Origin of the sequence: Furfurilactobacillus milii, from assembly GCF_009864005.1 — a bacterium.
Taxonomy (GTDB): domain Bacteria; phylum Bacillota; class Bacilli; order Lactobacillales; family Lactobacillaceae; genus Furfurilactobacillus; species Furfurilactobacillus rossiae_B.
In genome coordinates this window covers 43,592-61,134 of sequence record NZ_WEZQ01000018.1, presented here as the reverse complement: position 1 = coordinate 61,134, position 17,543 = coordinate 43,592, and the positions used below count along the sequence as shown (strand labels likewise).

The window sequence follows — 17,543 nt, the reverse complement described above, 5'->3', positions numbered from 1 at the left end:
ATTAACCAACGCCCCCTTAAAGTACTTAACTGGCAAACACCTTACCAAGTGATGCTGACTAATTTGTCAAAAAATTCGGATCAAATTTGCAATCTACCATAAGACTAGATATTTGTTAGTTAATTTAATGAAATGAAATCGATTTCATAAAAGACCATAAAAATCGGTAATTGATTTTTATGTAATACGCTTAAGGAAGCGCTTACAAAAGCTTTGATTAAAAAAGTAATCTATTATCGAATTACTAATTTAGTCCGGACGATATCATGCGTCACGGGGCGATCGGGATTAGCGAGGCGATCCATGAGTGTAATAAAAGCTTTGGTACCAATAAGATATGCTGGTTGATCTACTGAAATAATAGGATATTGAACAAAATCAAACCAAGGTTGATCATCAAAAACAGCTAGTTTCATATCCCCAATTTGCCATTCTTTAAGGACTTTCAGCACATTCATTAGAATCACATTGTTACCACAGAAGAGAGCATCACACTGATTAGTTTGAATGAGATTAAGTGCCAATTCTGCGGTGTGCTGACCAAGGTAATCATCGAGTGCAATATCTTGCTCACGAATTGGGAAATCGTGAGCTGTTAGTGCTTTTCGGAAGCCATTTAAACGCTCTGTACCGGTTGTGGCGACGGGGCTAACAATGGCATTAACGCGGGTTGCGCCTTGCTTAATTAGAGCGTCAGCGGCGTTAAAACTGCCCTTCTCGTTATCAACTAAAACTGTGTCATATAAATTGGCATCCTTACCTTGTGGCATACGGTCGATAAAGACGAGAGGCATGTCATTGACCATTGAATGATAGTTGGCATGATTACCGGTGCTAGCCAGAATGATGCCATCTGCCTGATGATCAACTAGCATATTGATATAACGTTGTTCTTTATCTGGATTTTCGTCAGTGTTGCAAACAATCACAGAGTAGCCACGCTTAGTAGCTGCATCTTCGATACCACGGACGAGGGTAGTAAAAAATGGATTCAATACATTTGAAATAACCACACCAATAGTTTTTGTAGTGTGATTTCGCATGCTTTGTGCGAGGGCACTCGGCCGATACTGCAATTCGTCCATCCCATCTTTAACCTTCTGGATTGTTTGTTTGCTGACCAATTCGGGTTGGTTAAGAACACGAGAAACGGTTGCTTCTGATACTCCCGCATATTGTGCTATTTGTTTAATAGTAACTTGCTTTGACAATTTTTTGCCGCCTTTATGAAATCGATTTCATATACAAGATAAACCCTAAAAATTTGTGTGTCAAGATAACTTTATTATTTTTGATAGCGCTTTCTTAATTTGCTATACAGATGTTTGGATATGTATAAACAAAAACGACATGTACTCAATGTGGCTAAGTACATGTCGTTTTATGGCAGTTAAAATTCACTACGATTTTTGTCTTTTGGAACTGGAAGTTCTTGAGAAACATTCCTTTGTTACACGTGAAACAGACAGACCTTTTAGGCGAGTGCAGATGGTGCCTTAAGCTGTGGTCCTTTGCCTTCGCGGGCTAAGACCCAGTCATCAAGGTTCCACTCTTCTGTTCCACGACGCCATTGACCGAAGTCCCAACGTGATTCGCGCTCGATTTCAACAATTTCGTTGTTTGGTCCAATTGAGACCCAATTATAGGAACCGTTGTGATGAGCGAACTTGACCCACAGAATCGGTGTGGTTACGAGTTGACCAGCATCATTGGTGAAGGTGCGCGTTTCTTGGTCAATGCGCATGAAGCTCAGTTGATGAGCGTAAGCTGAATCAATGGATTGAAAGACCTGAGTCGCAAGGTTGATTGCTTGTTGGCTTCTTGGCAAGTTGCCTGGTTCTTCAAAACTGAAGTTGTTGTAGCTGATGAGGCGGTTGTCGCTTCCGTAAATAACCGTTACGTGAGCGTTGTTGAGGACTACCGGGCCTTCCTTTTGGTAGCGAACGACGGTTACCTGTTCCCCATTACGAGGGTGTTGTTCACGGCTAACTGCAACAAAATCATCTGGGATAACAAGGTTACGGTTTTCTTTACCGTTAACGTTCAAATACTTTGTCATAAGGAAATCCTCCATTTTTAAAGCGACGTTAGTGTTGGTGAGCAAGATTAGCGTTTTTAGCAATTGTCCGTTTGCGTGCACGGTTGAACACAATGATACCTGCACCAGCTAAGAGCAATAAACCAAATAGATAGGCGGTTCGTTGTGCGGCAATAATATTAGCTGCAGACTGACCGATAGCGGTGGTTGTTCGATGACCGGCATCAAACGAGAGGTGAACATAGAAGGTCAGTGTTGATAGCGTGGTTCCCAACACGAGTCCGAATTCACGCATTAATGAGTTAATCGATCCAGCCATCCCACGGTCGGCGGTTGAGACACTTTGCATGATCAGCGTGTTGTTTGGTGTGCCAAAGACAGCCGTGCCGATAGCAATCAGTGCTGAAACACCGATGAAGACGATTGGTTCAACATGACCATTGCTGAGCACTAGGCCAGTCTGAGCCAGCAGAAGGATGATTAAGCCAGCAGCCATAACACGCTGTTTGTTGAATTTATCCGTTAGTGTGCCGGCAATAGGGTTTGCGACTAAAGCAACAATCGGTGAAGCCATTAGCAGCAAACCACTGACTTGACTGGAATACTTCAACACGATTTGCAGGTAGATTGGTGCCAGCAATGTGAAGAAATACCCGACAACAAAACTGATCAATGCGGCAACGATGTTTTGTGTAAACGCACTGTTTTTAAGCAGGTTGAGGTTTAATAATGGACGCGTTGCCCGGCGCTCGTGATAGACGAACACAGCAATCATTGCGAAGAAGATGATGAGGCCAATAGTGGCCCACAGAGGATGGGTCATGATGACACTAGACGCAATGAAGAAGGAAACGGCTAAGACGATTAAGTCACCGACGCCCAACCAATCTACGTTTGGTCGAGAAAGCTTGCCAGGTCGCGGAAAGATAAACCATTCGGCAATGAGGCAGATGATGCCTAGCGGAACGTTGATCCAGAAAATGTACCCCCAGGGGAGGAAGGCTAAAATCAGTCCGCCTAACCCTGGTCCTGCAAGTGACCCTAATGAGATGAACAAGGCTTCAATGCCAAGTGCACGTCCCAGATACTGAGGTGGAAAAGTATCCGTTACGATAGCATAGCTGTTGGCCATCGTCATGCTGGCTCCCACGGCCTGAACAAACCGACCGAAGAGGACAAACGGTAAGTTGATGCCAAAACCGGCAAGACCCGAACCAATCAGGAACAACGCAGTCCCAATTTCAAAGATAAATGGTCGACCGAGTTGATCGCCAAGTTGCCCAAAGAATAGTAGCAACGCACTGATAGTGATAAGGTAAATGCCGATAATGGTCGTTGTTGCGTTTGTTGAAACGCTCAAATCTCTTGCAATGGTCGGAATGGCGATACTGACGATGCTACCGTCAATGATGACCATGAAGAAGAATGAGCCGAGAATACTTAAAATAAGCCATCTTTTAAGCAACGGTCCCACTTCCTTTCTTTCACCTATTTTTTAAACAGGATTGTGTAAAGTGGACGGGGACAGGCGGTTATTCGCCGTCTTCATCGAGTTCACGTTCCAGTTGGCGAATCTGCTGCTCGAGATCCTTGATGGTGTCCCGAACTTCATCCAGCGTTAGGCCTTCTGAACTGTAGCCCTTGTAGTAAGCGGTGACGTAATCGTTGTCTTCGAGACGTTGCAGTTCATCCCGCAATTGGCCTAAGCGTTCGACATCGTAATCGTACTTATCTTCGTTTAACATGATGATGCCTCCTTGGAATTGTGTGGTTTCAAACGGAAAATAGTGAGCGGAGCAGGGCCGATGGTGCTAGCCCAATGGCTGTGGTGCCGGTAATTGCCGGCGTTTGCCTTCACGAACCAAAACCCAGTCGTCAAAGTTCCACTCTTCGGTTGAACGGCGGGAGAGTAGGTAGTTCCAGCGGGAGTCACGCTCAACTTCAACGATTTGTCCGCCGGGCCCTACAGAAACCCAGTTATATGAGCCATTACGGTGTGAGAATTTGACCCAGAGAATTGGTGTTTGAACGGTTCGGCCACCTTCTGTAAACGTTCGTGTTTGCTTATCAATGCGCATGAAGCGCAAATGGCGAGCAAAGTTCGGATCAATCAATTCAAAGGTTTGTTGTGCAATCTGTAATGCTTCTTCGCCACGTGGCAACGGTGCGTCACTATCGATACTGAAGTTGTTGTAGCTTAGTAGCCGACCGTCGTTGCCGAAGATGACTGTGACGTGGGCATTGTTTGGAACGACTTTGCCAGCACGTTGATAGCGAATTACCGTCACGGTTTTGTGATTTCGTGGGCGTAGATCACGGGCGACTTCCACGAAGTCATCTGGTAACGTCAACATCTTGTTTGGTTCATGGTGAATATCAACAAATTTTGTCATCAGGTATGCCTCCTTAATTACGTTAAACTAACGGCAATTTGGACTAAAGACTCTGTAAACGCGTCCACCTGTGCTGCAGACAGGGCGCCTAAACTTTCCTGATTAATGTGGGCCAACACATGTTTAAGAGCTGGAATCAAACGAGTGCCTTTGTTGGTCAAACTGATATTCCAGGATCGTTTATCATCTGTGGCCCGGGTCTTTTTGACTAGTCCCAGCCGGATCAGTTCATCCAAACGACGCGTGACGTTGCTTGGACTGAGATAAATCTGGTGAAATAACTGATCCTGTGTCATTTGTCCTACCAGGTTCAGTTTTAAGAGAAAATAGTAGTTACTGGCGGTTAGTTGAAGCGGCATGAGTTCATTGTTTAACTGCATCTGCAACTTGCGAGAAACAATATTGAGTTGTGCTAAAATCCCGTCATCTGTTGCCAGCATTGGTTTCACCTTCCTTACCTTTTTAGTGTTTAGAATTATAAAGCCAAAGATTTATTTGCGCAAGCAAGCAATTATCAAAAACTTCGCAAATACAAATCTTTTTGTATTTGGCGATGTTCAGTTTACTTATTAAGTCAGTTAATGATTCATCACGCCTTGATGGGACGGCTTTTTGACGGTTTTCTATTTGGCTAACTAGAGGGGACTGTTTTTAACAAGGTTAGTTACGGCGTTGAAATCGGTTTGTTGATTTAAAGGTTCCATAACAGGGGCAACCACTTGACCGCCCCCCCCCATTGTTAGTTTTATAGTTGAGGCGAATACACAATAACTTTTGATTTGGAGGAAAAACTATGAAACAACGCAACATTGGCGGTACCGACTTTAAGGCATCCGCAGTCGCCTTGGGAATTATGCGAATGGAAGCATTATCCGCTGACGACGCTGCAAAAACGCTAGACAGTGCGTTTGACGCTGGCATCAATTACATTGATTCAGCTGATATTTATGGGATGGGTAATTCTGAAAAGGTCTTCAAACAGGCTTTGGCAAAGTCATCTGTCAAACGTGATCAGCTCTACATTCAATCGAAGGGTGGGATTATTTTTGATCCTGCTCGCAGTCATGGCAGTTTTGTGTTTGGCCAACGTTATGATTTTTCAAAGCAGCACTTGATTGAATCAGTTGATGGTATCTTGGAACGGATGGGCATTGATTATTTAGATGCCTTTCTGTTGCACCGGCCAGATCCACTGATGGAGCCTGACGAAGTGGCAGCTGCCTTCGATGAACTGCAGGCCTCTGGTAAGGTGCGTCATTTTGGTGTATCAAACTTCAATCCTGAACAAATTGAAATGTTGCAAGCAGCAACGAGTCAACGTTTGCTCATCAACCAATTACAGTTCAGCATTATGCATTCTGGCATGATCGATGAAGGATTGCACGTCAACATGACGGACGATCGCAGTGTAATGCATGATGGCGGACTGTTAGAATATTCACGTCGTAAGCATATGACTGTCCAGACATGGTCACCATTCCAGTACGGTTTCTTCGATGGAACGTTCATTAATAACGATAAGTTCAAAGAGTTAAATGACAAACTACAAGAACTGGCTGAAAAGTACGATGTTTCTAAGAATGCTATTGCCACAGCCTGGATTTTACGTCACCCAGCTAACATGCAAGTGTTGTTAGGTACAATGACTCCGGCACACATTGTTGATAGTGCCAAAGGTGCCGACGTCGATCTCACTAAGCAAGAATGGTACGACGTATACTTTGCGGCAGGAAATGATTTGCCATAGGATAGCGTTATGTAAATAAGCGCAAAATAAACCCCCATCATTCGCCAATAATGATGGGGGTTTGACGACGCATTTCAATTTTAGTGTGATAATACCAGCGTTATTATGGAAAAGCAATCATTAGGCTGATCATTGATTGACATCCTTGGACGACATAGAAAGGTTTTTACTCTTTAAGGGCCGCCAACGTTGATTGTTGAAACTTTGCTAGAATTTCATGAATTGTTTCTATAGATTCCCTTTGTCCGTTACTCAGCCATTCACGCCAGATTGCGTAGACGCCGGCGCTCATGAACTTAACCCAGTAGGTTTGTTGGGCAACGCTAATATCATTCCAATTGATGGTCTCCTTATAGAAAGTGGCCATGTTTTCGTTGAACACAGTTTGAATAATGGGTTCAAATCCACGTTTGACAGCCAGATTAAAAGTATCAGTCATGTCCGTAAAAAATTGTCCTAATGCGGCTATTTTCTCCTTTTGTGGCGTGTTGGTCATGATGTCATTAAAGCGTGCGTCAATCTGCGGTTTAAAATACGCAGTCAGAACATCCGCTAGTGTTTCAAAGTTTCGGTAGAATGCCATGCGACTGACGCCGGCTCGGCGGACGACCTGAGCGATAGTAATCTCAGCTAGGTCTTTGGTTTCCAACAGTTGCAGTAAAGCTGTGGTGAGATATTCTTGCGAGTCCTGTTTGATTTGTTGCGCATGTTTGGTGGCTGCCATTACAATTCTCCTATTCTGTCACAGATGCCTGTTTTTGGCTTGTTTAGCTATAAGAAACACTCTACAATTCCTCTACATATGTTACAAGTATAACGTAAGCGGAGGAATTCAAAAATGAATAAGAAATTAGTTGTTGTTACAGGTGGTAGCGGGTTTATCGCTGTTCATATTATTTTGCAATTATTGCAGCAGGGTTATGCGGTTCGGACAACTGTTCGATCAATGAAGAAGACTGACTTAATCCATGAAATGTTAACAAACGGTGGTGTGACGGATTTTAGCGATTTATCAATTGTTGAAGCTGATCTCACGAGTGATGATGGTTGGGCCGAGGCTGTAAAGGGTGCAACCTATGTGATCCATCCCGCATCACCAACGCCAACATTAAACTTTAAAAATGAAGACGAAATGATTCGTCCGGCCGTGGATGGCGTACTTCGCGTTATGCGTGCCTCACGTGATGCTGGGGTCAAACGTTTTGTATTGACCTCCGCTTATGGCGCGATTTTTGCCGGTCACAAGAACCGGACCACACCATACACCGAAAAGGATTGGACGGATCTGTCGGCCAAGAATATTCATCCTTACCAAAAGTCTAAGACAATGTCTGAACACGCGGCGTGGGATTTTATTAACAGTGAAGGTAATGGGATGGAACTGGCCACGGTTAACCCAGTTGGTGTTATGGGCCCCGTGTTGTCCTCAGATTACTCACATTCAAACATTCAAATTCAAGATTTATTAGAAGGTAAAATCAAAGCTGTACCAAAGGTTGATTCTGGTTATGTTGATGTTCGTGATGTCGCTAGTCTGCATATTTTGGCGATGACATCACCTAAAGCCGCGGGTGAACGTTTCTTAGCAACGACGGGTGAAACATTGTCGATGTTGGATGTGGCAAACATTCTTCGTGAGGCCTTTCCACAATTTGCGTCAAAGCTACCAACGAAGACAATGCCAAACGCACTGGTGAAAGCTGCTGCACTGACTAATCCGATGTTGAAGATGATTGCCTTGCTGGTTGGACAATATGCGGGTACGAGCAATGAAAAAGCAGTGACATTGCTTGGCTGGCATCCACGTTCAGCTCGTGAAGCAATTATTGCCACCGCGCAGTCAATGATTGATTTAGGAATTGTGAAGGCTTAATTTAAATAGCAACGCAGGCAAAATCTGAAAAAAGATTTTGTCTTTTTTAGTTTGGCAAACATTGCGCTATCAAAATGCGTATGTAAATGTGTAAGAACCTAAATTACTCGACGTAAAAAGACTGTTCCACGATATTTGGGCTTGGGTGTAAACTTGTAGCACACGATTAACTCGGAAAATAGGAGACCATTATGAAATTTTTGCACACGGCTGACTGGCATATTGGTAAAAAGTTGCATGGTTTTGATTTACATGAAGAACAGGACGATGCGTATCAACAAATTTTACAAATTGCGTTAGCAAATAAAGTCGATGCGGTCGTTGTTGCAGGCGATTTATATGATCGATCATTGCCCAGCGAAGACAGTGTCAAACAACTGAATCATATGTTGATTGATTTAAATTTAACTAATCATTTTCCGGTTTTGGCGATTAGTGGTAATCACGATAGTGCCACACGTTTGCATGTCGGCAGTGAGTGGTATGCCCAAACCAATTATTTCTTAAATACCGAGTTGGCGGATGCATTCGAGCCAGTTGAACTGGGCAATACGCAGTTTTTCTTGTTGCCATATTTTGAGCCCTGGCAAGCTCGAAATGTGTTTGAAGACGATAGCATTAAGACGGTTGAACAAGCGATGACATTGGTCGTAAATCGTCAGCAAAAAGCGTTTAAAGCGGGGATGAAACACGTCCTAATCGCCCATTTCTTTGCCGCAGGAAGTAGTCAAACGGACTCTGAAACGAAAGTCGTTGTTGGTGGGCTTAACGCGGTGCCGCTCGATTTGTTGGGTGCATTTGATTATGTTGCACTTGGGCATTTACACAATCATCGAGCGCTAACCGACGACAAGATTAAATACAGCGGTTCACCCGTCAAGTTTTCATTGTCAGAGGCTGACGAGCAAAAAGGCGTTTGGATCGTCGACACAGATGCGAATACAACAACGTATGTGCCAATTAAACCGTTGCGAGATGTCGTTAATTTAACGGGTTCTTTTGAAGAATTAACCGATCCGGAAACGTATGACAAGCTGGATCGGGATGCCTATTATGGTGTGACACTGACAGACAAAGCCATTATTCCAGATGTCATGAATCGCTTGCGTCAGGTTTATCCACGAATTGTTAGTTTAGATCGACAGAATGGCCGTGATGAGCTACCGACCGTCCAAACAGTGGACCCAACCTTGGCACCAATGGCGTTGTTTGGAAAGTTCTTTGAGCACGTTAATGATGACGAAATGAGCGAGCAACAACAGAAGTGGGCAGAACAAGGCCTGCAGGAAGCTGAACACGAGGATTAAAATGCGACCATTACGAATTCGCTTAGTAAATTTTGGTCCTTATAAGGACCAAACAATTGATTTTGAAGATTTTAATGATGCCCCATTGTTTCTGATTAGCGGTAAAACGGGGAGCGGTAAAACAACCATTTTTGATGCAATGTGTTTTGCACTGTTTGGTCGTTCCTCTGGTGGTGATCGCAATCCCGATGAAATGCGCTCGGACTTTGCTGACCAAACGGAAGAGACGTTTGTCACATTCATTTTCGAGCATCATGGTCAACAATATGTGATCAATCGCAAACCGAAGCAGATTCTTGCTAAAAAGCGCGGTACGGGGACGACTGAACAAGTTGCCAGCGTAGATTTGACCGTTACTGATCGGGATGGTAAGGAACAAAGCTGGACGAAACGGGGAACGGTGGATCAGAAACTATTTGATTTACTCCACCTGACGCCGGCACAATTTACTCAGATCGTCCTGTTACCTCAAGGCCAGTTTAGACATTTCCTTGAGGCAAACAGTAATGATAAAGAAGCCTTGTTGGCCGATTTGTTTGGGACCGATTTATACAAACGCTGGGCCAATAATTTGAATGATCAGTTAAAGGCCATGCGTCAGGCATCAAAAGACCAGAGTACGCAATTGGCGACGTATGCAAAAATGATTAAGTGGCAAGATGATACAGAAATCCCAGTCGCCGATGCGCCAGCAACAGACATTTTGGCCGCTCTGATTCGGCAAAATGAAGCGATGGAGCCGGAGTTAGCACAAAGACGGCAAGTAAACGACAAGGAATCAGCCCGGTTGAGCCAATTGACTACCCAGGTTAAAACCGAAGAAAGTTTGCTAGCTATCTTTAATCAACGTGAGCAAGCACAATTGGCGCTGTCCAAACTCAATCAACAGATGGCTTATATGGACAAACTGGCAGCTCATATGAAACAGTTGGAGTGGGTTCAACAAACCTTGCCACTGCAAGAAAAGGCAGTAGAAACGAAACAACAGGAAACGCGGACCACGGAACGGTTGGCATCGACTAAAACTAGTTTGATCACTGCTCAACAGACATTGACTGACGCGGTAGCGGTTGTTGAACAGTTAAATGCGCAGAAACCGGAAGAGGCTAAACGACAATCTGAACTGACACGCCTCAAACAGGTGCGACCATTGTTTGAAACCGTGGCGACGTTGAGTAAACAGCAAGTGGCACAACAGCAGCAGTTAAAGGCAGCTCAAACAAACGCTGAGCTAACGACTAAGCAACTCAGCGAGCAACAGCAGTTACGTGATCAGCTGGATCAGCAACTCACGACGTTACAATCATTAGACGCTAAGCAGTTAACAGTTAGAGATCAACAGCATGCGTTAAAAACATTAACTGATCAACAAGCAGACCTCGATCAACAACAGCACGCGTTACAAATGCGACATCAACGAACAGATAAAACAGCGCAACAATTGGCTGAACTGATCGCCAAGCAAAAAGATGCGGCGGACCGTTATCAACAGTTAGATCACGATTGGACTGTCGGGCAAATTCAGCGTTTGAGTGCGAAATTAGAAGATGGTGAACCTTGCCCTGTATGTGGTTCTACAGAGCATCCTAAGGTTGCGGTAGCGACAGTAACAGACGTAACCGAAGATGAACTGAAGGAAGCGGATAAACAGCGACAAGACATAAATCAGCGTGTCGCTAATGTTACAGGACAGCTCAATGAATTAAAGGCAGCGCAAGAAAAGGATCAGTCTGCTTATGAGGAAAACGAGTCAAATTGGGCAAAACGTATTGCTCAGTTAACAGACCAGTCTGTGACTACTGATAATGCCCGTGATGTATTGTCACAATTTAAGCAACAACTAGCCAATGCAGTTCAGCAGCTGAACGATGCTTTGGAGCACCGTACGCAACTCCAACAACAATTAGCCGTCGTCAAACCGCAGTTAGAAACGTTGACCGCTCAGCGCGATGAGGCCAATAAAAAGGTACAACGTGTGCAAACGGAATTAACTACCGTGACGGCACAGCTTGCAGACCGCCGGCATGATCTTCCGGACCAATTCAACGATTTGGCTTCCTTGGATGCGCATATTAAGCAAGTTGAACAGGCAAGTCAGTCTTATATAGAGCAGACGACCAAACAACAAACTGTCCAAAATAAGGCACAACAGAACGTTACACAATTACAAACTCAGGTAACGAGTCTGACTCAGACTCAAGCCGAACAGCATAAGAATGCCGTGGCCGCACAGCAAACATTTGATGAGGCCTTGAATAAACATCGTCCTGTTGTGGAACTGGCAGCGTTCAATCAATTGGCAAATGAAGTTACTGAACTTGATGAGCAACGAAAAGTTCATCAACGCTTCCTAACCGATAAGAGTCGGGCTAGTGCACAAGTTGAAACACTGACGAAACAGATTGGTGACCAGACCAAGCCAAATGTGGAAGAAACTGTCAAAGCCCGTGAAGCACAGACTGAAAAGCAACGCACTGCACAGCAAGCATTCTATGAATTTCAACAGATGGTCCAAAGCAATGAAGATGTGGCCACCAAGATGAAGACGCTGATGGATGAAAGTCGTGAAGCGCAACAGCAATTGGCCGAAATGGCCGAGTTAGCTGACACCGCCACTGGTAGAAGTGACATGCACCTGAGTTTGGAACGGTATATTTTACAAACTTATCTTCAGAAAGTGCTGACAGTGGCTAATGTTCGGCTAGCTGTATTGACGAATAAACGCTATCAGTTCCGGTTGGACACGTCAGCTGGTTCACGGGCTACAGATACTGGGTTAGAGATCAACGTGTTTGACGATCAGGCTGGCAAAGTCCGTAGCGTGCATACCTTGTCCGGTGGCGAAAGCTTTATCGCAGCATTGTCACTGGCCTTAGCACTAGGCGAGGTTATTCAAAGCGAAGCGGGCGGAATCACAATTGAAGCACTCTTTGTGGATGAAGGCTTTGGCTCACTGGATGGTGAAGCTTTGCAGATGGCGATGGAAGCTTTACAGACCATTGAAGGCAATAATCGGATGATTGGTATTATCAGCCACGTGACAGAAATGCAGGAACAAATTCCTGATCAACTGCAGGTTGTTTCGTTAGCGAATGGGCAGAGCACGATTAAGTATCAGCATGAGCTGTAGTTAAAGATATTTCCCGGGAAATAAAAAATCGACCAATTTGAGAAAATTGGTCGATTTTTTGAATTCTATTTTAAGAAAATTGACTTAAAAAGAAGGATTACGCCTAGATAACCATCTTTTTCACTTTGCATGATACCAGCCCACATTCCTGAAATCATATCATGAATAGACTGCGTTATGCTCGGAATAAGCAGAAATGTTAAACAGAGTCCGCCGATTATTAACGTTTTCTTTGACAAGATTCGGTTCATTTGTGTCCAGTTGATTGTACAAAGAAGCCAAATCAATGTCACAATGAAAGGCAATTCTAACCAATCACGAAGGTTACTAGCAGACATGTGAAGCGCTAGGCCAATCAAATACCCGACAATAGATAGGCCTGCAACGCTAAGAACGAATTTGCTTAGTCTAGATAACGGTTCTGGCTCATGTGACTCAAAGTTGTGAATCAACTTATCATCGCCCTTAATCAAATCATCTAATGATAAATCAAAAAGTTCGCCTAATTTAATGACGTTGGTGAAACTTGGTAACGCAGTGTCACTTTCCCATTTCGAAATAGATTCGCGTGAAATATTCAAACGTTTAGCCAGATCAGCTTGTGACCAATGTCGTTGTTCACGTTGTTGCTTGATTTGTTGACTGATTTTCATACTCTTCGCCCCCTCAATTTCTCCTATGACCTAAGTGTAAAGAGTATTTCGCAGAAGAGGTAGGACTTTATAGTTACATCAAGCTGTTATTGATATAAAAAATTAGTTAACTAGGAAATTGTTAAATCAACATTTGTGTCGGCGACTGGCACTGTATTGACCAGTAGCTCAATGTGATGCACCCCTGCATATAATGTGCGGGTGGTAAGCTGCTTCCACTTCATTGAAAAATGCCCGTTTATCGCTTGTTGTGTCTTTAAGTTGACACGTTTGATAAAGAAATCCTTGGCAGATGTTTGCTGGTTCTTCTTAACATAGTGTACGCGGTAACCGAGATAAAGTGGTAAATCGCTCTTTGTTGAATTCGTGAGCTGATAGCTAAAGTCAGAATTTTGATTTAGGGAAACGGTCGGTGAGGATGTTGTTAACGAGATGTTTGTCAGTAATGCTGCATCACGTTGGCTGTAGCCCAGCAGTGCCAATACATCCGGATGTCCCGCCTTAAACAGCGTTCGCAGGGCTCGGTTAATAATCCAGTCTGTCGTTTGGGAGTCATGCCAGTGTGTCTTACAGAAATCGATGACCAACTGGGGATGATCTTTGCTAATGTCATTTAGGTTATTAGCGACACTTTTTTGAACGTACGTGCTTTGATCGTTAATTAAATTTTCTAGAATTGGGAAAATTGGTGTTGGATTTTCCACAAACTGTTTGAGACGAATTCCCCATGGTAGACGTGGCCGAATGCCTTCACTAGCAAGGCGACGCTGATCTTCATTTTGACTCTGAGACCAAGTGACCATTTGCTGAATTGTTTGTTTTGGTGAGTCGACTAGAAAGGGACGGATGGCAAATTCTGCCGAGGATGTTTTGGTCAGAACGCCCAGCGTACTCATGGAGGTTTGCCAATCGTTGCGGCCATAAAGCGCCACGTAGTTTGGCAGACATAGTGCGGCAAAACCCGTAATAGTTGTACTAATATCACACAGGATACCGGCGACCTCTGTAAAGTCGCTTGGCAACTGATGGTGCAGCGCCCGTGTTATTTGGTCGCGACGTTCCATCAACTTGAGTGCTGGCCATTGCTCATCAACGGTATCTCTGATAAAAGTTGGAACATCAAACGTTGAATAATGTTGTGTGATTGCTGTGCCTAGCTGAGTTAAGAAAGATGTCGAATATACATCCTTTAGAGCATCTGCCATGGTTTATCCTCCATAAAATGTCAATTATATATCCTGATTATCATACAGTACAAAACATGACATCCTTTGTCAGGTTTTAATAATGATTCAAACATTTCTGAATTTCATCTTTCATTCGCTGCCGTAGCGAACTTGGTTGTACCACCGTTAAGTGTGATCCAAAAGACAACAAGTAAGTAATTAACCAGTCATCGTCATTCATCTTTGTGTTAATCAGATAATCACCGTTTGATTGTTGCACAATTTGATTTGTCGGAAAGGCTTCAAACAAGCGGTATTTCAAGACTGCATCTGCGTGCAATTGAATGTCAATTTGGTTGGCCGCGCTAGACTGCTGAGCAGAATGGTCTGTTAACCACGGTTGTTTGCCCTCGGCCAACGATTGTTTGTTCGTCACGCGTAGATGATCAATTCGTGACAGCTTAAATAATCGATCTGCTCGACGCTCTACTGAGTATCCCCGTAGATACCATGCCTTATCTTTAAAAATGACTTGGTATGGAAATACTTCACGGGGCAAATATTCATTTTTAGCGCTTAAATAATTAAACGTAATTAGCCGAGAATGAATAATCGCATCGCGAAGCTTAGCTAGTGTGCTCTTTTGGTTTCGAGAGTCAGACCATGTTGATGGGTCGATCGTGATCCAGGCAACGGGCTGTTGATGAAACAGAGCCGATAACTTTTCGACCGTTTCATTGTTATCGACGCCGAGGTTTTTTAAGCCATTCAAGGCGGCTAAAATGTTCGTTTGTTCCTGCTTATTAACAATCGTATTGTCGATTTTATATTCCGGCAGGAGAGCAATGCCACCATTGCGACCTTGTAGGACATAGATCGGGACACCGGCGGCCGACAAGTCATCGACATATCGGTATACGGTTCTGACCGAAACATCCAGTTGCTCAGCTAGAGATGGTGCATCGACTTTATTATGGTTCATTAGTAGATAAATCATTTGGAATAATCGATTGGACTTCATGGGATTAAGCCTTTCTATACAGGATAGGCATCATTAATCTGCGTTAAATTGACTGCGATAACGGAGACAAATAAAAGTAAACTTGCTCAATTAATTTTGCGTTTTTTTTGTAAAACATGACAGTCTATTGTCAGGTTTATGTTGATAAGCTGAATTCAATCAGTAAGGCAGCGTTCGTTTGACACTAAGCCGACTGAAAATTTAGGAGGAATTAGTTATGAGCAGTGAACAATTTGCATATAAATCAGGCACCGAGGCATTTTTCAATATCGTCATGGAAGGCCTAAAAGGTGAAGTGGACACGGATAATTACTGGGAAGCCGTTGATGAAAATGCTGTTTTTGAATTCATGTACAATATTCCTGGATTCACCAACAAAATTGAGGGGCGTCAGGCCTATATGGATTGGTTTGCTGGTTATTCAGCGGTGTTGGATAGTGCAGATGGTTTGCGAGTTTACAAGGATGCTGACAAACACGCGGTGATTTTAGAATATGCTGTGCACGGCGTGGTACCCAGTACAGGCAAGAAATATGACAACAATTTTTGTTCCATCGCAATTTTGAAGGATCGTAAAATTGTCCACTGGTACGATTACATGGACACGATGGCCGTCATGCTTAGCAACACGCCGGAAGATAAGAAATAATTGTTAACTTTGTTCTGAAGTAAAAGGAATTATTGTCTTGCAGGCAGCTTACCAAAAGGTGATAGTTAGACTATTAAAAACGAATATAAGAATATGAGTATGCTATTATTCGTTAATTTAGGAGCGAGCCTACATGACAATCCAGAAGTTAGAAGACAATGCACAGTATCAAACGGATAATAACTTATCAATTCGACAGCGCCTGCATCAGCAATACAGTACAAATAAACAGGGACTAATGCCATGGCTGCGCCAACAAATGACCATTCATGCAGGTGATCGCATCTTAGAGTTAGGTTGTGGCAATGGTAGCTTGTGGCAAGGATATTTGGATCAACTGCCTTCAACGATTACGTTAACGTTGTCCGACTATTCACAGGGGATGGTCGATTTAGTGACAAACCAGTTTGGAAACAATCAACGAGTCAACTGTATGAAAATTGACGCACGATCAATCCCTTTTCCTGATGAATCATTTGATACTGTTATCGCGAATCATACGTTGCACACTGTTCCTGATATTGCACTGGCTATTCGTGAGATTGCTAGGGTATTGAAACCACACGGAACCTTTTATACCGCGGTTAATGGCAATCAGGGGATGGAACATTATCTGCATGGAGCGATTCAATCAATTCAACCGACGAACATGGCGTTTGCCGAGCAGTTAAGTTTTAATTTGCAAAATGGCGTGCCACAGTTAGACAGGGCTTTTAGTCAAGTTCATCGACGGGACTATCCCGACAGTCTGCATATTACCAAGACACAAGATTTAATCGCATGGATCCAGTCGACTAACATGGCAGATGATGGGATTGACGATAAGTTACTGCAAGAGCTGACCGTTTATTTTGAAACGTTAAGACAGCGCAATGGTGCGATCGATATTCCCAAGCAAGTTGGGTTATTAATTGCTGAAAAATAAACTAGGCTTAACAATGCTTGACTAAACAAATAGGCTGACGAGGAAATTAATCTTCGCCAGCCTATTTGCTTATTCAGTTTGATGCTTAAAAACGAGAATTTTACTTACCATCTGGATGTTCCTGCAACCATTGCTTCAAAAAGGCAATTTCTGTTTTGCTCGAATTAATGCCGTATGCAAAGGCTAATTTTTGTCCAGTCGACATGCACCGATTATGTGATGGCAGATAGTCGCTAAGTCGCTGTTGAAGCTGCTCAATTTCTTCCGTTTCCTGCTGGATTTCATCCTTAACGATTTGTACGATTCGTTCTGGATCGACAAATTCGCCAAACATTAACCGTGCCAAAAAATCGGATTTGACGCTTTCTGCCTCTACTGGTGAATGAAGATACTCGGCAAATTCCGCTTCACCTGCTGGCGTAATTGAAAAGACGTTTTTATCAGGTTTGCCCTGTTGTGGAACAATTTCCTTAGTGACCATTCCGTCTTTTTCGAGTTTTCGTAGCGCAGGATAGACCATGCCAGCCGAGCTATCAAAGAAGAATGCAAAACTTGTTTGAAACAGTTGGGTGATGTCATAACCTGTTTGAGGACCGCTTTTTAAAATACCGAGGACGATTTGCCGACTTTTCATGGTCTAT

General features: G+C 43.5%; 17 protein-coding genes. 6 read left to right on the top strand and 11 right to left on the bottom strand.

Annotated features, from left to right (window positions below):
* Positions 1–233: 233 nt before the first annotated feature.
* The 6 genes from GB993_RS09910 to GB993_RS09885 form a co-directional block, all read right to left on the bottom strand.
* Positions 234–1,211, bottom strand: a complete 978-nt coding sequence (locus tag GB993_RS09910; RefSeq protein WP_161004170.1) for a LacI family DNA-binding transcriptional regulator — start codon at positions 1,209–1,211, stop codon at positions 234–236.
* A 263-nt stretch (positions 1,212–1,474) separates the two neighbouring features.
* Complete coding sequence (locus tag GB993_RS09905) at positions 1,475–2,059, bottom strand: hypothetical protein (RefSeq protein WP_017261360.1); 585 nt, start codon at positions 2,057–2,059, stop codon at positions 1,475–1,477.
* Between the two features lie 28 nt (positions 2,060–2,087).
* A complete protein-coding gene (locus GB993_RS09900; RefSeq protein WP_161004169.1) occupies positions 2,088–3,512 on the bottom strand; it encodes an MFS transporter in 1,425 nt (474 codons plus the stop codon).
* Positions 3,513–3,570: 58 nt separating this feature from the next.
* Positions 3,571–3,783, bottom strand: a complete 213-nt coding sequence (locus GB993_RS09895) for a hypothetical protein (protein WP_017261358.1) — start codon at positions 3,781–3,783, stop codon at positions 3,571–3,573.
* Between the two features lie 66 nt (positions 3,784–3,849).
* Complete coding sequence (locus tag GB993_RS09890) at positions 3,850–4,431, bottom strand: hypothetical protein (protein WP_161004168.1); 582 nt, start codon at positions 4,429–4,431, stop codon at positions 3,850–3,852.
* Between the two features lie 17 nt (positions 4,432–4,448).
* A complete protein-coding gene (locus GB993_RS09885) occupies positions 4,449–4,871 on the bottom strand; it encodes a MarR family winged helix-turn-helix transcriptional regulator (protein WP_017261356.1) in 423 nt (140 codons plus the stop codon).
* A gap of 353 nt (positions 4,872–5,224) precedes the next feature.
* Here GB993_RS09885 and GB993_RS09880 point away from each other — a divergent pair, with 353 nt between their 5' ends.
* Complete coding sequence (locus tag GB993_RS09880) at positions 5,225–6,178, top strand: aldo/keto reductase (RefSeq protein ID WP_161004167.1); 954 nt, start codon at positions 5,225–5,227, stop codon at positions 6,176–6,178.
* A gap of 166 nt (positions 6,179–6,344) precedes the next feature.
* On the opposite strand, the gene GB993_RS09875 is transcribed toward GB993_RS09880, so the two are convergent.
* Positions 6,345–6,902 carry a TetR/AcrR family transcriptional regulator gene (locus tag GB993_RS09875; RefSeq protein ID WP_161004166.1) on the bottom strand — a complete coding sequence of 186 codons (558 nt, stop codon included), beginning with the start codon at positions 6,900–6,902 and terminating at the stop codon, positions 6,345–6,347.
* A 114-nt stretch (positions 6,903–7,016) separates the two neighbouring features.
* Here GB993_RS09875 and GB993_RS09870 point away from each other — a divergent pair, with 114 nt between their 5' ends.
* From GB993_RS09870 to GB993_RS09860, 3 genes are all read left to right on the top strand, one after another.
* Positions 7,017–8,051 (top strand): SDR family oxidoreductase, encoded by a 1,035-nt coding sequence (locus GB993_RS09870; RefSeq protein WP_161004165.1) that lies wholly within the window; start codon positions 7,017–7,019, stop codon positions 8,049–8,051.
* 191 nt (positions 8,052–8,242) lie between these two features.
* Positions 8,243–9,358 (top strand): exonuclease SbcCD subunit D, encoded by a 1,116-nt coding sequence (locus tag GB993_RS09865; protein ID WP_161004164.1) that lies wholly within the window; start codon positions 8,243–8,245, stop codon positions 9,356–9,358.
* Position 9,359: 1 nt separating this feature from the next.
* Positions 9,360–12,488 (top strand): AAA family ATPase, encoded by a 3,129-nt coding sequence (locus GB993_RS09860; protein WP_161004163.1) that lies wholly within the window; start codon positions 9,360–9,362, stop codon positions 12,486–12,488.
* Between the two features lie 65 nt (positions 12,489–12,553).
* Here the strand turns inward: GB993_RS09860 and GB993_RS09855 are convergent, their stop codons facing one another.
* The 3 genes from GB993_RS09855 to GB993_RS09845 all read right to left on the bottom strand — a co-directional run bounded on the left by GB993_RS09855 (position 12,554) and on the right by GB993_RS09845 (position 15,328).
* The gene (locus tag GB993_RS09855; RefSeq protein ID WP_161004162.1) at positions 12,554–13,141 is read right to left on the bottom strand and encodes a helix-turn-helix transcriptional regulator; all 588 of its coding nucleotides are present in this window, start codon (positions 13,139–13,141) and stop codon (positions 12,554–12,556) included.
* A gap of 110 nt (positions 13,142–13,251) precedes the next feature.
* Positions 13,252–14,346: a DNA alkylation repair protein gene (locus tag GB993_RS09850; RefSeq protein WP_161004161.1), complete on the bottom strand. Its 1,095-nt coding sequence runs from the start codon at positions 14,344–14,346 to the stop codon at positions 13,252–13,254.
* A gap of 76 nt (positions 14,347–14,422) precedes the next feature.
* On the bottom strand, positions 14,423–15,328 hold the full coding sequence (locus GB993_RS09845) for a helix-turn-helix transcriptional regulator (RefSeq protein ID WP_161004160.1): 906 nt from the start codon (positions 15,326–15,328) through the stop codon (positions 14,423–14,425).
* Between the two features lie 217 nt (positions 15,329–15,545).
* Here GB993_RS09845 and GB993_RS09840 point away from each other — a divergent pair, with 217 nt between their 5' ends.
* Both GB993_RS09840 and GB993_RS09835 read left to right on the top strand, forming a co-directional pair.
* Positions 15,546–15,977, top strand: a complete 432-nt coding sequence (locus tag GB993_RS09840; RefSeq protein ID WP_161004159.1) for a nuclear transport factor 2 family protein — start codon at positions 15,546–15,548, stop codon at positions 15,975–15,977.
* A gap of 133 nt (positions 15,978–16,110) precedes the next feature.
* A complete protein-coding gene (locus tag GB993_RS09835) occupies positions 16,111–16,902 on the top strand; it encodes a class I SAM-dependent methyltransferase (RefSeq protein WP_161004158.1) in 792 nt (263 codons plus the stop codon).
* Between the two features lie 100 nt (positions 16,903–17,002).
* Here the strand turns inward: GB993_RS09835 and GB993_RS09830 are convergent, their stop codons facing one another.
* Complete coding sequence (locus GB993_RS09830) at positions 17,003–17,536, bottom strand: PadR family transcriptional regulator (protein ID WP_161004157.1); 534 nt, start codon at positions 17,534–17,536, stop codon at positions 17,003–17,005.
* Positions 17,537–17,543: the final 7 nt, after the last annotated feature.

Coding starts and splice junctions, on each gene's coding strand:
- GB993_RS09905 (WP_017261360.1), bottom strand. CDS start 2,059: ATGACAAAGTATTTGAACGTTAACGGTAAAGAAAACCGTAACCTTGTT.
- GB993_RS09865 (WP_161004164.1), top strand. CDS start 8,243: ATGAAATTTTTGCACACGGCTGACTGGCATATTGGTAAAAAGTTGCAT.
- GB993_RS09860 (WP_161004163.1), top strand. CDS start 9,360: ATGCGACCATTACGAATTCGCTTAGTAAATTTTGGTCCTTATAAGGAC.
- GB993_RS09875 (WP_161004166.1), bottom strand. CDS start 6,902: ATGGCAGCCACCAAACATGCGCAACAAATCAAACAGGACTCGCAAGAA.
- GB993_RS09855 (WP_161004162.1), bottom strand. CDS start 13,141: ATGAAAATCAGTCAACAAATCAAGCAACAACGTGAACAACGACATTGG.
- GB993_RS09840 (WP_161004159.1), top strand. CDS start 15,546: ATGAGCAGTGAACAATTTGCATATAAATCAGGCACCGAGGCATTTTTC.
- GB993_RS09880 (WP_161004167.1), top strand. CDS start 5,225: ATGAAACAACGCAACATTGGCGGTACCGACTTTAAGGCATCCGCAGTC.
- GB993_RS09835 (WP_161004158.1), top strand. CDS start 16,111: ATGACAATCCAGAAGTTAGAAGACAATGCACAGTATCAAACGGATAAT.
- GB993_RS09830 (WP_161004157.1), bottom strand. CDS start 17,536: ATGAAAAGTCGGCAAATCGTCCTCGGTATTTTAAAAAGCGGTCCTCAA.
- GB993_RS09885 (WP_017261356.1), bottom strand. CDS start 4,871: ATGCTGGCAACAGATGACGGGATTTTAGCACAACTCAATATTGTTTCT.
- GB993_RS09845 (WP_161004160.1), bottom strand. CDS start 15,328: ATGAAGTCCAATCGATTATTCCAAATGATTTATCTACTAATGAACCAT.
- GB993_RS09890 (WP_161004168.1), bottom strand. CDS start 4,431: ATGACAAAATTTGTTGATATTCACCATGAACCAAACAAGATGTTGACG.
- GB993_RS09850 (WP_161004161.1), bottom strand. CDS start 14,346: ATGGCAGATGCTCTAAAGGATGTATATTCGACATCTTTCTTAACTCAG.
- GB993_RS09895 (WP_017261358.1), bottom strand. CDS start 3,783: ATGTTAAACGAAGATAAGTACGATTACGATGTCGAACGCTTAGGCCAA.
- GB993_RS09870 (WP_161004165.1), top strand. CDS start 7,017: ATGAATAAGAAATTAGTTGTTGTTACAGGTGGTAGCGGGTTTATCGCT.